Consider the following 13,683-nt stretch of genomic DNA (forward strand, 5'->3'; position numbering starts at 1 on the left):
CTCTCAGCCGATCCGGCGGCCGCAGTCGACCGGGATCGAGACACCGGTGACGAAACGGGCTTCCTCGGAGGCCAGGTACAGCACCGCGTTGCTGATGTCGATCGCTTCGACCCATCCCTGCCCGAGTACGTCGCCGCCGCGGGCACGTTCCCGCAGATCCTCGGGGGTGGGGTTCTCCAGGTCCGGGCAGAAGACCCGCAGCGTGGAGTCACTGAACAGCATGTCGGTGGCGACATTGCCCGGATGCACGGCGTTCACCCGGATCTGATGCGGGCCCAGTTCGGCCGACAGCGTCTTCATCAGCCCGACGACACCGCTCTTGGACGCGTTGTAGTGGGCGACGTTCGCGGCGCCGACCATGGTGACGACCGAGCTGGTCAGGATGACCGAGCCGCCGCGGCCGGCCGAGATCAGGTGCGGGACGGTGGCTTTCACCGTCCGCCAGACCCCGGTCATGTTGATGTCGACCATGTCCTGCCATTCGGCGTCGGTCAGATCGACCGTCGGGCGGCACCCGCACACTCCCGCATTGGCGCTCACGATATCGATACCGCCCAGGGTCTCGACCGCGTCCGCGGCCACCTGGTCGAGCCCGGCCTGGTCGCGCACATCGACCTGCCGGGCGATCACCCGCCGGCCCAGGTCACGGACCAGTTTCTCGGTCTCCCGCAGGTCGTCCACCGTGGCCATCGGATACTCGAGCGACGCGACATCCGCGCAGGAGTCGACCGCGACGATATCGGCGCCCTCCTGCGCGAGCCGCACCGCATGTGCACGACCCTGTCCGCGTGCCGCACCGGTGATGAACGCGACCTTTCCGGCAACCCGTCCCATTTCGCCTTACCTCCGTGTTCTCAGTTCATGTTCAGCAGCCGGGCCGGCACCGCGCCGGCCATCAGCCGCAGCTGTCGTTCGTCGACGCCCTCGTCCCACAGGGCGTTGACATAGCCCCGCAGGCCGGCGGCCGGGTGCGGCAGGGTGTCGGTCCAGCCGTAGTCGGTGGAGACGATCGCGCGCTCCGGGCCGATCCGGCCGACAGCGCTGATCACCTGCTCGAAAGTCGAGGGTTTGCCCATACAGGTGTGCGCACAGAACTCGATGACGGCGCCCAGGTCGGCCAGCTCCACGACCTGGTCGACGGACAGGCCCGGTCCCGCGCTCGCATGCATCGCGTGGGTCACGACCAGGTTGCCGCGGCCGCCGAAGGCACGCGCCACCGCGTAATGCTCGTCGACGGTGATGTGCCCGGTCGCCAGTACCGCATCGTGCGCGGCGACGAGATCCATGATGTCGCGCACCTCGGGCACCATTTCACCGTCCGGATCGAGCACCGCGATCCCCTGTGACACACCGAATGCCGCTTCGATGGCGGCGGGGCGGTTCGATATCGACGACAGGGTCGGCAACCAGATCACCTGTGCGCCGGCGCGCAGCGCGGTGTCCACCGCCTGCGGGTTGAGCCCGCCCACCGGGTGGTCGCAGCACATCCCGGCGATCGAGGTCACCTCCGGAACGGCCTTGTTCGCCAGATCGGCGACGGCGGTGGAGGGAAACTCGTGTGCCTTCAGCACGATGGCCCGCATGCCGGCGGCCGCGGCCTCCTGCGCGGCCTGGATCGGATCCACCGCGTGCGGATGCTTGGCCAGCTTTTCGACCAGCGGTTCCGGGCCGAAGTGGCAGTGCATGTCGATCGCGCCGCCGAAAAGGATGGGGGCCGAACCGGAGTCGCGTGTCATTCGGCGGTGACACCTCCGTCGACCAGGATCGCCTGGCCGGTGACGTAGGAGGCATCCGAGGAGGCGAGGAATGCGACCACCGAGGCGATCTCGTCGGCTTCGCCGTAGCGGCCCAACGGCACACTCAGCGGTTTCGACGGATTGCGGACGGTGCCGCCGGTCGGGACGATCGCCGCGGTATTGTTGCTCAGATTGGTCTTCACCGCTCCCGGGCAGACGCTGTTGACCCGGATGCCCTGCGGCGCGTACTCGACCGCCAACGTCTGGGTGAGCATCTTCACCCCGCCCTTGGACGCCCGGTACGGTGCGAGGCCGCCTTGCGTCGCGACGAACGACGAGGTCGAACCGCAGGTGACGACCGAACCACCACCGCGTCGCAGCAGCGACGGGAGCGCGGCCTGGATCGTGAAGAAGGTGCCGTTCAGGTTGATATCGAGCACGCCGCGCCAATCCTGTTCCGACAGTTCGTGACTGTCGACGCGCGCACCCGAGACGCCGGCGCCGGTGAAGACCACACCGATCTCGCCGAATTCGGCGACAACCTCGTCCACCACCACGCCCAACCGCTCCCGATCGCGCACGTCGGCGACGTAGGACGCGGCCCGCCCGCCGGCCTCGCGGATCGCTGCGGCGGTCTGCGCGGCGGCATCGCCGTGCAGATCGATCACTGCCACGGCCGCCCCCTCCGCGGCCAGGCGCCGGGCGGATGCGGCGCCGATGCCCGATCCGCCGCCGGTCACCACCGCCGTGTGGTTGTCGAGCCTGTGCATGTCCGACCTTCCCTGGTTACTCATTTATACGAATCATGCACATCATTACCCCGGAAGTCAACGGTTGATTTGCGTCACATTCATGCTAATAATTCGCACTAGTATCCGTGTGATTTCGACGAGGAGAGGCCTATGCCCGAGCTGACCGACAATCCCGGCAGAACACGAGATCTCGGCGGGTGTCCGGTGTTCCACACCGACTACCGCGTCGAACGCCCCGCGCTGGAAACGCACCGGCTGCTCAACGCCGAGCGGGAGGCCGCCCGGTTCGCCTGGAACGATTCGACCGAGGAGGGGTTCTGGGTCCTGAACCGGTTCGACGATGTGCGCGAGGCGCTGCAACGCGATGACGATTTCACCAACGACCAGGTCAGCGCGTTCCACCGGTCGCCGCCGCGAGTGTTGCTGCCGGAGAATCTCAACCAGCCCGAGCATGCCGAGATGCGCAAGATTCTCAATCCGTTCTTCGCGCCCAAGCTGGTCCGGCGCGTCGCTGATCTGGCCCAGGAGCGTGCCACCGCACTGGTGGACGCGATCGCGCCGCGCGGATCGGAGGATATGGCGAGCGGGTTCGGCATGATCTATCCGACCGAGCTGTTCCTGGCGCTGCTCGGTCTGCCCGTCGAGGACGGAGCGACACTCATGCCCTGGGTGGAGGGCCAGTTCATCGGCTTCTTCGACAAGACACCGGAGGCTCAGCGGATCGCCGCCGATACCCGCCGGGAACTCGACGCCTACTTCGCGGCGGCGATCGCTGCACGCCGGAAAGCACCCGGCGATCCGTCGACCGACCTGGTGACACGACTGATCACCGCCGAATACCAGGGTGCACCCATTCCGGACGAGATGATCCTGACCATCTGCATGACGATCATGTCGGCCGGGCTGGACACCACCCGCAGCGCGCTGGGCTACACCTTCCTGCACATGGCCACCCATCCCGAGGACCGGCAACGGCTGATCGACGACCCCGAACTGTGGCCGAATGCGATCGAGGAGATCATCCGGCTCTACGGCCTGATCATTCAGGATGGACGCGAAGCGGCCCGTGACATGGACTTCCACGGCCTGCCCATCCGCAAAGGTGACCTGGTGTGGTTGGGGCTCGCGGCGGCCAATCAGGACCCACGCGCATTCGAGGATCCGGAGGCCTTCGATCCGGATCGACCGAATCTCACTCGGCATCTGGGCTTCGGTGCCGGCTTCCACCGCTGCCTCGGCATGCATCTCGCGCGGGCGGAACTGGTTGTGGCGCTGACCGAATGGCACAAGAAGATTCCGCACTATCGAATCGCCGACGGAGCCGAGCTGCGCGAACGCGGTAGCCAGCTACGACTGCAGCACGTGCCCCTGGTGTGGGACTGAGCGCACGTACCGCCCGCGATCCGCACCGCGATCGGCCCGGCACCCTCACGACGGGGATGCCGGGCCGACCTGTTTCCCAGGACACTTCCCAGCACAGCCGTCGCCATCGGCTACGCCGGATACCCAGGGGTGGGTTTGCCCCCACGCAGCACCCTCGCGCTGCGGGCGGTGCGGTGGTGAGCTACGAATCGCGCACGGTGATAGCGGTTTCGGGGCAAGCCCCGGCAGCCGCCTCGGCCTGCCCGGTCAGCCCTTCGGGTACGTCCCAGCTGGTGCCCCGCTCGGCGACGAAGCCCTCGTCGTCGTCGGTCAGCAGTGCTTCGGCCATCGCGTAGCAGCGGCCGTGCCCCATGCACCGGTCCTTGTCGATCGAAATGATCATGTCGTCCTCCTCGTCCATTGGGTGGATATGCCTCGGCGCGGCCCACACCTGCCGTGGGCCACGCCGAGGACGAGCGAATATGGTTCCGGCTCAGTCCACTTCGTCCGCGGGCACATTCGCCGAGCGCACGAACGCGACGAGCAGGAAGCCGACGACCGCGATTCCGACGCCGATGAACCAGCCCAGCTGGAAGCTGTGCTCGGACGGAACCGCGTCGTGCCCCACCGTGATCACCGATGCGGTGAGGATGCCGGTGATCGCGGCACTACCGATCGAGCTCCCCAGCGGGCCGGCGATCTGTCCCATACCCGCCGCGGTGGAGACCTGATCGGGGTGCAGCGCCTTGATGAAGGTCATATAGGCGCTGGCGACGGCCAGGCCGTAGGACAGACCGACGATGATCGGCCATACCCACATCTGCCATTCCGAACCGTGCGCGACCGCCATGAGCAACATGCCGAGCGCGGAACCGCCGAAAGCCACCATGGACACAGTACGAGCCGGCACGAACCGGCTCAGCCGATCGGCCCCGGCACTGCCGACGACGATACCGATGCAGTACACCAGCATCACCAGACCGCTGCGCAGCCCGTCGTAGCCGAAACCGAAACCGGCCGACGGCGGCACTTCGGTGAAGGCCGGAATCGTGAAATTGATGACCCAGGTCGACATTCCAGCCAAGAAGAAGACCAGCCAGCCGCGCAGGAAGTTGAGGTTGCGCAGCGCGCGGGTATTCACCAGCGGCTGCGCCACCCGCTCCTCGACGAGCCACCAGACGATGACCACGACGATACCGAGAATCAGCGGTAGCAACGTCTTCGGCGACGACCAGCCCCACTTCGACCCCATGCTCAGAGGTACCAGAATCAGCGCCAGCGCCACGGTCAGCAGGAATCCGCCGATCCAGTCGACCTTCGTGTCGGCGGCACCCTCGTGCTTCGGGATCGCGACGAGGGTGCCGACGATACCGATGACTCCGAGCGCCGCGATCACCGCGAGCATGATCCGCCAGTTCACCTCGACGGTATCGGCCAACAGTCCACCGAGGGCAAAGGAAAGACCGGCCGCGACACCCTCGGCGGCCGCTATCCACGCCAGCACCACGGTCAGCGACCGACCCGACAGGTTGGACCGCGCCATGAACAACGCCAGCGCGATGGCACCGAGGGTGAACCCGCCGATGAACCGGCCGATCAGCAGTACCGTCATATTCGGCGCCACGGCGGCGAGGAAACAACCGAAGGCCAGTAGCCCCATGGTGGTCAGCGCGACGACCCGCTGACCGAACAACTTCGCCATCGGGGGAAGCAGGGCGGTGCCGATCGCACCGCCGAGCGTACCGATGATCACCACCCAGTTGAGCAGACCGCCCGTGGCCCCGAGATCGGGGCCGATCTGACCGAGCAGCTTGAGTGGAACGGTGGTCACCAGGGTGGCCAGGATGACGAAATAGCCGATCATGACGACCAAGCCGCGTGGCATCGTGTCCGACACCTCACCGCGGTTGGAATCCGTTGCAGTAGTGGTCATCTTGCCTCTTCATCGAGTCGAGCGAGAATCCACCCGGGATACGGGCGGAAAAGAAGGTGACGCTGTCACCGGTCGGCCGGGGTGCGATATCCCCGTGCGACGAGTTCGGGCAGCACGTCGGATTCGAACAGCCGCAGGCTGCGCCATCCGGCCTCGAGCGGCAGTCCACCCATCAGCGGCTGGAAGACCAGTTCGGCGTCGGGACCGAGCTTTTCGCAGAGTGCGAGGCATTCCTCCGGTGTGACCACCCTGATGTTCGGATCCTGCTGCAGCTCGGCCAGTCCCGCGGCCGGCTGGTAGGCGGTGGTGCCCACTCCCCGCTCCCGCGCCCAGGCGGCATTGGAGTTGGTGGTGTACAGCACGTGCGGTGCGACGATCTCCCAGTCCCGAGCAGGATTGTCGGAGACGAACAGGAACAGCGGCCCCAGGGTGGGCGCCTGCGGCGGGACCGGCTCGCCGAGGCGGCGCCGTTCGGCGGCGTAGATCTCGTACAGCCGGTCCTTATCGGATCCGGCGGGACGATAGCCGTCCCCGATGCGTGCCGCGCGGACGGCCGAGGCATCGGCCGAGCCGCCGATGAACAGTGGTGGCCCCTGCGGACGGGCGGGACGAGGGCGGACCCGGACCCGCTCACCGCGAAAGTCGAATTCCGCGCCGGTCCACGCCTGCCGCAGAATCTGCACGGTCTCCTCGAGAATCCGCGCCCGGTGCCGGCGTTCGACGCCGAACATCCGGTATTCGAAATCCCGATAGCCGATGCCCGCGGTCACCTCTACCCGGCCACCACCGATCAGATCGAGAGTCGCGAGATCCTCGGCCAGGCGCAGCGGATGATGCAGGACGGCGACCAGCGCCGACAGATGCACCGTCAGCCGCCGGGTCCGGCCGAGGATCGCCGAGCCGAGAATCATCGGTGCGGCGCAGTACCCGTCGTCGGCGCCGTGATGTTCGGCCAGGTACACCGTCTCGAATCCCACCTCGTCCGCCCACACCGCGTGGTCGAGTGCGGCGGCATACTGATCGGGGCTGTCCACGCCGATATCGGGTGCGCGCATGTCGTAGCGCAAAGACAGTTTCACGTCACAGTCCCTCATTTCCTGCCGGCGCCGAACGTGTCCCACGCCACTCTCAAATCCAGTAGAACCATAGCAACCATGCGCATGAATGTGTAGGGTTTGATCCGATTCGCCGCGAAACAACGGTGTCCGCCCCGCATGCCACCGCCGCGAGTCACGGGTACGACGTGTGAAAGGGAAACGATGACGGCCACTGCACCAGGAGCCCTGTCCGGGATCCGGATCGTCGACTTCAGCCGGATCCTCGCGGGTCCCTACGCCACCATGCTCCTCTCGGATTTCGGCGCGGAAGTGACCCGGCTCGAACGACCGAACGTCGGTGACGACACCCGTGGCTGGGGCCCGCCGTGGCACGAGGGCGAGTCCACCTACTTCCTGGGCCTGAACCGGAACAAGCGGTCGATCGCCTTCGATCTGACCAGCGAAGCCGATCGGGCGATGGCTCACGAACTGATCGCCGAAGCCGACGTCGTGGTGGAGAATTTCCGCCCCGGCACGCTGGAGCGTTACGGATTCGGCTACGAGCAGCTCGCCACCGACCACCCCGCCCTGGTGTATTGCTCGGTGACCGGCTTCGGCTCCGACAAGGGCGCTCACCTCCCCGGTTACGACCTGATCGCGCAGGCCACCGGCGGACTGATGAGTATCACCGGCCATCCGGATACCGGCCCCGCCAAGGTCGGCGTGGCGATGGTCGACGCGATCACCGGGGTACACGCCGCGCTCGGCATCCAGACTGCACTGATCCACCGGCTGCGTACCGGCGAGGGGCAGCGGGTGGAGGTCAACCTGCTGTCCTCGGTCCTGGCGTCGCTGACCAATCAGGTGTCCGGGCACATTCTCACCGGGAATGTGCCCGGGCTGATGGGCAACGCACATCCGAGTATCGCCCCGTACCAGCCGGTGCACACGGCCGACCGTCCCCTGGCCGTCGCCGCGGCCAACGACAAACAGTTCGGCGCGCTGTGCCATGCGCTGCACCGTCCCGCGCTGATCGACGACCCACGATTCCGTACCAACACCGATCGCTCGACCCATCGCGAGGCGCTGATCGAGGAACTGGAGGACGTCTTCCGCACCCAGGGCGCGGACCACTGGTTCTCCGTCCTGGTCGATGCGGGCGTGCCCGCGGGTCCGATCAACGACATCGGTCAGGCCATCGACTTCGCCGAGAATCTGGGGCTGTCGCCGGTGGTGATGCCCAGCGATGAACCGCAGGGCACCGGAGTTGCTCAGGTGCGCAACCCGATTCGGCTGTCACGCACCCCGGCCACCTACCGGACCAATCCCCCGAAACTGCCTACGCGCTGATGCCGATTCGAGGGGCGGAGCCGGTCGCCTGCCCGCCCCTCGAATCACCGCGTACCGCACCTCACCTCAGGTCGAGTACCAGCTTGCCGATCGAGGTGCGCGCCCCCAGAGCCTCGAGTGCCGAGCCGGCCTCCGCGAGCGGTCGCAGCTCGGGCTCGGCGACGCCACCGGTGCGGGCGCGCACCTCGGCCAACCAGTTGTCGACCGGAACCACCTGATCGGCACCGGCTGCGGTCGCGGCGCGGGCCTTCGCGTCGTCGCTGACCACGGCAATCGTGCGCAGTCCCAGGGCCCGGCACAGGTGCAGCACTGCCTGTCCGAGCCCGCCGGCCGCACCGTGCACGAGCACGAGTTCACCCGCCTCGACCCGGGCCCGGCGACGCAAGGCGAAATGCGCGGTCAGATAGTTCATCGGCATCCCTGCCGCAGCCGCGACGCCGACGGTGTCCGGCAGTGGGAGCACCCGTCGAGGGTCGACAGCGACCACCTGCTGCCAGGCACCGCCGGTCGTCAGGGCCGCGACCCGCTGTCCGGGCTCGAGGCCGCTGTCCGGCGGCGCGGAGCGCACGGTGCCCGCTGCCTCCACTCCCGGCACGAACGGCAGGGCGCGCACGGTCTGATAGCGCCCCTGGGTCTGCAGCAGATCCGGATAGGACACTCCGGCGGCCTGCACGTCGACGACGACCCGGCCGGTCGCGGCCGGTTCGGGTAGTTCGGTCACCTGCAGCCCACGGGGGCCGATCGCCTCGTTCAGTACCACTGCACGCATCGGGATTCCTTTCCGGCACACGGCATCCCGCGCGCCGTATGAGACAACGATCCGGTACGCGAACCGGGCCCCGGTGCCGGAGCGGGTACGGCCCGCGATGTTGTGGTGGCGCGGGTCAGCGCGCCTGCGGTTCCTGCTGCCAGCCGGCGACCAGATCGGTGCTCACTTCCACCGCCATACTCATCTCCGTGAACAGCGGCGTCGGGCCGGCGACGTTCACGACGGCGTCGTAGCGACCCCAGCCGATTCCCGAACGCCCGCTCCCGCGAGCGGTGAACAGGAACTGCGCCTGCACCCGCACCCCGGATTCATCCAGCCGGGTGGTGCGCGCATTGGCGACGAAATGTCGTTTGTTCGACGGATCGGCGGCAAAGGCCCATTCGAAGAACTCCCGGATCTCGGCGGTACCGCGGGCCTGTCGCGACGGCGTGTTCAGCACCGCGTCGGCGGCGAACAGTGCGGTCACCGTGTCCGGATGCGGCTCGTCGAGCACCCGTGCATAGGCGTGCAGATGATCACGGGCGACCTCGGCCGCCTCCAGCCGGCGCAGCCGTTCCCGCAACTCGGTCGTGTCGTCGTCGAGATGGTGTCCTGCGGACTCGGTCATGATCGAATTCCTCCTCAGTCGAGGGGCACGTCGTCGTGGACGCCGCGCCACGCCGTCGTGCCGCCGTCGACGGGCAACACGACCCCGGTCAGAAACGACGCACCGTCACCGGCCAGGAAGCACGCGGGGTGGGCCACCTCGACCGGCAGACCGCGGCGCGGAATGAGATTCGTGCCGTACATCGATCGCGCCCGCAGCAGCCGGTCCTCGCCCGCGGCCAGATGCGCATCACTCATCGGTGTCTTGATCGAGCCCGGGCAGTAGCAGTTCACCCGGACGTCGGGAGCCAGATTGACCGCCGCCACCTTGGTCAACTGGATCACCGCTGCCTTGGAGACCCCGTACGCGACCATATTGGTGCCGGCGAGCCCCGACACCGAGGCGGCGTTGACCACCGACGGGCCCCGGTCGGAGGCGCGCAGATGCGGCGCCGCGAACTTGATCGCGGACCAGACGGCCTTGAGGTTGATGGCCATCACCGTGTCCCAGACGTCTTCGTCGAGAGTTTCGATGCCGGTCCGGTCCGGCGGGGTGAACATGTGGTCGAGCACGCCCGCATTGTTGAACAGCGTGTCCAGCCCGCCGGCCCAGCCGGCGAAGTCGTCGACCATCTGCTCGATCTCCGAGGTGGAGCGCAGGTCCGCGGTGATCGCCCGGACCTGGGTGCCCGTGTCGGCGACCAGTTCCGCGGTCGTCGCCAACTCCGTGGCGTCGACGTCGGTGACGCCGATCCGGGAGGCGCCCTGGCGGGCAGCTTCCAGGGCGAGTTCACGCCCCATCCCCTTGGCCGCGCCGGTGATCAGTGCTCTTTTGTCGTTCAACATGTCGGTCCCACTTCCGGATTCAGTTGCGCGCCGGCTCGAGGCAGACGCCGCGCTCGACCAGTTCGTCGATCGCCGCGGTCGGGTAGCCCAGTTCTGTGAGGATGTCGCGGGTGTGCTGGCCCAGCAGCGGGCTGGGGCCGCGGACCTGTCCCGGGGTGTCCGAAAGCCGAATGGTGACACCGACTTCCCGGCACCAGCCGTATTCCGGATGATGGTGTTCGACGACCTGTCCGGTCTCGGCGAGCGTTTCGTCCCACAGCAGTTCGGGCATCACCGGATCCTCGGCCGGGATCTCCACCGGCACCCCGGCGCGGTCCAGCAGGCCGAACGCGTCGTCGGTACTCAGCTGTGCGAAGGCATCTTCCAAGCGGGCAGCCAGCTCGGCGGAGTTGTCGACGCGTTGCTGCTCGGCACCGAACTCCTCGAGCCATTCGGGTCGACCGAGTGCGGCGGCCAGGTCCGCGAATTTCCGGTCGCCGAATACGGCGATCATCACCCAGCCGTCGGCGGTGCGATAGAGCCGGTACAGCGGCGACCACCCGGTCGTGTCGGCGTCCAGCCGATAGGGCTCGAGCGGATTGCCGTTGCCGTCGGCTGCCATCTCGGTGCGCACGAGCAGGCTCGAATGCAGCTGCGGACTTTCCAGATACTGGCCGGCCCCCGAATTCTGCCGGGCGACCAGGGCCATCAGAACGCTGACGGCGCCGAGGAATCCGTTGTACAGGTCCTCGTTACCCATCACCCGCCGGATCGGGGCGTTGCCCGCCCCGGCACCGATGAAGTTCATGCCGACGAATCCGGATTGCAGCGGCGCGAAGCTCTTCAACGAGGACTTCGGGCCGGTCGAGCCGAAACCGGGCAGATAGGCGTAGATCAGCTTCGGGTTGATCGCACGCAGCTGTTCGTAGCCCAGGCCGATCTTCTCGGCCTTACCAGGGCGGAAGTTCACCGTGACCACATCGACCTCGGCGACCAATGTGCGGACGACTTCCCGGCCTTCCGGTGTGCGCATATCGATGCACAGGCCGCGTTTGCCGCGTTGGGAGCATTCCCACAGATCGCCGAGCGGGCGCATCTGATCGCCCGAGGGCGGTTCCACCTTCACGACCTCGGCGCCGAGGTCGCACAACAGTTTCGAGCCGAAGCCGGTGGCGAAGAACGAACTGAAGTCGGCGATCTTCACCCCCTCCAGCGGCCGCGCGAGACTGCGTGGCTGTGCGGGCCGCCAGGCCGGATGCGGCCGCAGTTCGCTGATCTTCTCGTCGTGGGAACCGACCTGCGGTGCCGGTTCCGGTGTGGCGGGCGGGGTTTCGCCGAACTTCACCACGGGGCCGAGCTGGCGGACGGTGCCGTGCTCGGCGTCGGGCAGCTCGATGGTGACACCGGCATGCCGGATCTGTTCGTCGTCGAAGATCTCGTGCGGCCGCAGCACCGGCAGGCACGCGATGTCGTGCTCGGCGAACAGCGCGACCCACTCGTCCCGGGTACGGGACTTGAACGCCTGGGGCACGAGATCACGCGCGATCACCAGTTCGTCGTCGTCGAGCGGCACCGACATCTCGGGGCCGTCGATCTGCTGCACACGGTCGCCGAACCCGAGCAGGTCCATCATTCGCTTGTAGGAGCCGGGGCCGCCGGTGTGTGGGATCAACCAGTTCCCGTCCGCACATTCGAACGGGTCGGTGATCAGGCGTTTGTTTCCGAAACCCTGCTTGGTTCCGCTGCGGGCGAGGTAGGAGATGTCTTTCTCGTTCCACCACCAGTTCATCCCGCGGATCGCGAGCATGCCGTCCAGCAGTGAGGTGTCCACACGCTGGCCCCGCCCGGTGAGTTTGCGCGCGTGCAGTGCCGACAGCACTCCGATGACCGCCAGAAATGCGGTGCCGTAGGACACGGTGGGATGACCGAGGAAGGTCGGTCCGTCGCGATGTGCACGCTGTTCGGCCGTCATGCCGAGGCGCGCGTTGAGCAGTGCCTCGTATCCCGGCCGTCGCGACAGCGGGCCCGTCGTTCCGTAGCCGGTGAGGGTGAGGCAGATCAGTTGCGGGTACCGGGCATGCAACGTGGCGTGGTCCAGACCCTTGGCTTCGGCGCGACCCGCACCCCAGGATTCGATGAACACGTCCGCGGACGCCAGCAGCTCGTGCAGCTTCACCTTCCCGGGATCGGTGTCGAGATCGGCTGTGACACTCCACTTTCCGCGGTCGAGCACCTTGCGCAGCGTGGCTTCGGCTCCGGGTGTGTAGCCGGGCCGCTCGATCTTGACTACTCGTGCACCGTAGTCGGCCAGCATCATGGTGGCGATACCCGCGGGCATGCCCCGGCTCGCGTCGACGACCACGAGTCCCTCGAGTGGACCAGGCATATGCGCTCCTCACCTAGCAATTCACGAATCGATCGAGTGTGCGGACGAGTCGATATGTGTGCCGGCCTCCGGACTCGGGCGGCACCCGAAAGAGCAGCATCTCCACCGCGCGATCGAGTGATCAGCAGCAGATGGATCGCGTCTATCTATACACATCAATAGCATTGAATGTAGGGTGTGGAGTACGCGAGCACAAGAGCCTGGGGAGAACGAATATGCCTGCTACGGAACGGCCGAAGAAGACTGCGCTACTCGTGGCACAGCGCATCGTGGAGGACATCCATCGCCGAGGTAACCAGATCGGCGATCGCCTGCCCCCGGAAAAAGCCATGCTCGAGGATTACGACGTCGGGCGCGGGACGCTCCGGGAATCGCTGCGGTTTCTCGAGCTGCAGGGCGTCATCACCTTGAAGCCCGGCCCCAGCGGTGGCCCGATCGTGCAGCAGCCCGACAGTTCGGCGTTGGCCACGTCACTGAGCCTGCTGTTGCAATTCCAGCAGGCCCCCTTCCAGACCGTGATCGAGACCCGCGCCGCACTGGAACCCCGGATGGCACGCCTGGCCGCCGAGCGGATGCCGGAAGAGGATACGGCGAAGTTGTTCGAGATCATCGAACTCGAACAGCAGAATCTCGACGACGAAACCGGATTCCTCACCCAGACGCGTCGCTTCCACAACACCGTCGCCGACGGCTCCGGCAACCTGATCTTCGCGGCGCTGTTCACCGCACTGTTCGACATCCTCGACGGTGCTTCGGTGGGCGTCGAGTACCCGGCGCGCCAGCGGAAACTGACCGTGGAGATCCACACCGACATCGCCACAGCGATTTCCGAACACGATCTCGATCGCGCCGAGGAGCTGATGACCACCCATATGCAGGCGCTGGCCGCCTACACCCAGAAGCACTACGCCAAGGCGCTCGCGGCGCCAGTGATGTGGAAGATGTGAC

General features: G+C 67.0%; 13 protein-coding genes. 3 read left to right on the forward strand and 10 right to left on the reverse strand.

Annotated elements, in window-relative coordinates:
* Positions 1-3 precede the first annotated feature (3 nt).
* Genes NV2_RS10455 through NV2_RS10465 form a run of 3 tightly spaced genes read right to left on the reverse strand, consistent with a single transcriptional unit; the run spans position 4 to position 2,506 of the window.
* Positions 4-834 (reverse strand): mycofactocin-coupled SDR family oxidoreductase, encoded by an 831-nt coding sequence (locus tag NV2_RS10455; RefSeq protein ID WP_067871362.1) that lies wholly within the window; start codon positions 832-834, stop codon positions 4-6.
* A gap of 20 nt (positions 835-854) precedes the next feature.
* Complete coding sequence (locus NV2_RS10460; RefSeq protein WP_067871363.1) at positions 855-1,736, reverse strand: DUF6282 family protein; 882 nt, start codon at positions 1,734-1,736, stop codon at positions 855-857.
* Positions 1,733-2,506, reverse strand: a complete 774-nt coding sequence (locus tag NV2_RS10465) for an SDR family NAD(P)-dependent oxidoreductase (RefSeq protein ID WP_067871364.1) — start codon at positions 2,504-2,506, stop codon at positions 1,733-1,735. The genes NV2_RS10460 and NV2_RS10465 overlap by 4 nt, the downstream gene beginning before the upstream one ends.
* 132 nt (positions 2,507-2,638) lie before the next feature.
* Between NV2_RS10465 and NV2_RS10470 the strand changes: the two genes are divergently transcribed.
* On the forward strand, positions 2,639-3,871 hold the full coding sequence (locus NV2_RS10470) for a cytochrome P450 (protein WP_067871365.1): 1,233 nt from the start codon (positions 2,639-2,641) through the stop codon (positions 3,869-3,871).
* A gap of 181 nt (positions 3,872-4,052) precedes the next feature.
* On the opposite strand, the gene NV2_RS10475 is transcribed toward NV2_RS10470, so the two are convergent.
* The 3 genes from NV2_RS10475 to NV2_RS10485 form a co-directional block, all read right to left on the reverse strand.
* Complete coding sequence (locus NV2_RS10475; RefSeq protein WP_067871434.1) at positions 4,053-4,253, reverse strand: ferredoxin; 201 nt, start codon at positions 4,251-4,253, stop codon at positions 4,053-4,055.
* Positions 4,254-4,343: 90 nt separating this feature from the next.
* Entirely contained in the window at positions 4,344-5,783 is a 1,440-nt protein-coding gene (locus NV2_RS10480; protein ID WP_067871366.1) for an MFS transporter, read from the reverse strand.
* A 65-nt stretch (positions 5,784-5,848) separates the two neighbouring features.
* On the reverse strand, positions 5,849-6,862 hold the full coding sequence (locus NV2_RS10485) for an LLM class flavin-dependent oxidoreductase (protein ID WP_067871367.1): 1,014 nt from the start codon (positions 6,860-6,862) through the stop codon (positions 5,849-5,851).
* Between the two features lie 180 nt (positions 6,863-7,042).
* Between NV2_RS10485 and NV2_RS10490 the strand changes: the two genes are divergently transcribed.
* Complete coding sequence (locus NV2_RS10490) at positions 7,043-8,170, forward strand: CaiB/BaiF CoA transferase family protein (protein ID WP_067871368.1); 1,128 nt, start codon at positions 7,043-7,045, stop codon at positions 8,168-8,170.
* Between the two features lie 61 nt (positions 8,171-8,231).
* Here the strand turns inward: NV2_RS10490 and NV2_RS10495 are convergent, their stop codons facing one another.
* The 4 genes from NV2_RS10495 to NV2_RS10510 form a co-directional block, all read right to left on the reverse strand.
* Positions 8,232-8,939: an alcohol dehydrogenase catalytic domain-containing protein gene (locus NV2_RS10495; protein ID WP_067871369.1), complete on the reverse strand. Its 708-nt coding sequence runs from the start codon at positions 8,937-8,939 to the stop codon at positions 8,232-8,234.
* 115 nt (positions 8,940-9,054) lie between these two features.
* Complete coding sequence (locus NV2_RS10500) at positions 9,055-9,546, reverse strand: nuclear transport factor 2 family protein (RefSeq protein ID WP_067871370.1); 492 nt, start codon at positions 9,544-9,546, stop codon at positions 9,055-9,057.
* Between the two features lie 14 nt (positions 9,547-9,560).
* On the reverse strand, positions 9,561-10,370 hold the full coding sequence (locus NV2_RS10505) for an SDR family NAD(P)-dependent oxidoreductase (RefSeq protein ID WP_067871371.1): 810 nt from the start codon (positions 10,368-10,370) through the stop codon (positions 9,561-9,563).
* A 19-nt stretch (positions 10,371-10,389) separates the two neighbouring features.
* Positions 10,390-12,735 carry a CaiB/BaiF CoA transferase family protein gene (locus NV2_RS10510; RefSeq protein WP_067871372.1) on the reverse strand — a complete coding sequence of 782 codons (2,346 nt, stop codon included), beginning with the start codon at positions 12,733-12,735 and terminating at the stop codon, positions 10,390-10,392.
* 215 nt (positions 12,736-12,950) lie between these two features.
* On the opposite strand from NV2_RS10510, the gene NV2_RS10515 reads away from it, so the two are divergent.
* Positions 12,951-13,682, forward strand: coding sequence for a FadR/GntR family transcriptional regulator (locus NV2_RS10515; RefSeq protein ID WP_067871373.1), 732 nt, complete (start codon positions 12,951-12,953; stop codon positions 13,680-13,682).
* Position 13,683: the final 1 nt, after the last annotated feature.

It is taken from the genome of Nocardia vermiculata NBRC 100427, assembly GCF_001613265.1.
GTDB lineage: Bacteria > Actinomycetota > Actinomycetes > Mycobacteriales > Mycobacteriaceae > Nocardia > Nocardia vermiculata.

Coding starts and splice junctions, on each gene's coding strand:
- NV2_RS10455 (WP_067871362.1), bottom strand. CDS start 834: ATGGGACGGGTTGCCGGAAAGGTCGCGTTCATCACCGGTGCGGCACGC.
- NV2_RS10475 (WP_067871434.1), bottom strand. CDS start 4,253: ATGATCATTTCGATCGACAAGGACCGGTGCATGGGGCACGGCCGCTGC.
- NV2_RS10465 (WP_067871364.1), bottom strand. CDS start 2,506: ATGCACAGGCTCGACAACCACACGGCGGTGGTGACCGGCGGCGGATCG.
- NV2_RS10480 (WP_067871366.1), bottom strand. CDS start 5,783: ATGACCACTACTGCAACGGATTCCAACCGCGGTGAGGTGTCGGACACG.
- NV2_RS10500 (WP_067871370.1), bottom strand. CDS start 9,546: ATGACCGAGTCCGCAGGACACCATCTCGACGACGACACGACCGAGTTG.
- NV2_RS10510 (WP_067871372.1), bottom strand. CDS start 12,735: ATGCCTGGTCCACTCGAGGGACTCGTGGTCGTCGACGCGAGCCGGGGC.
- NV2_RS10515 (WP_067871373.1), top strand. CDS start 12,951: ATGCCTGCTACGGAACGGCCGAAGAAGACTGCGCTACTCGTGGCACAG.
- NV2_RS10495 (WP_067871369.1), bottom strand. CDS start 8,939: ATGCGTGCAGTGGTACTGAACGAGGCGATCGGCCCCCGTGGGCTGCAG.
- NV2_RS10470 (WP_067871365.1), top strand. CDS start 2,639: ATGCCCGAGCTGACCGACAATCCCGGCAGAACACGAGATCTCGGCGGG.
- NV2_RS10490 (WP_067871368.1), top strand. CDS start 7,043: ATGACGGCCACTGCACCAGGAGCCCTGTCCGGGATCCGGATCGTCGAC.
- NV2_RS10460 (WP_067871363.1), bottom strand. CDS start 1,736: ATGACACGCGACTCCGGTTCGGCCCCCATCCTTTTCGGCGGCGCGATC.
- NV2_RS10505 (WP_067871371.1), bottom strand. CDS start 10,370: ATGTTGAACGACAAAAGAGCACTGATCACCGGCGCGGCCAAGGGGATG.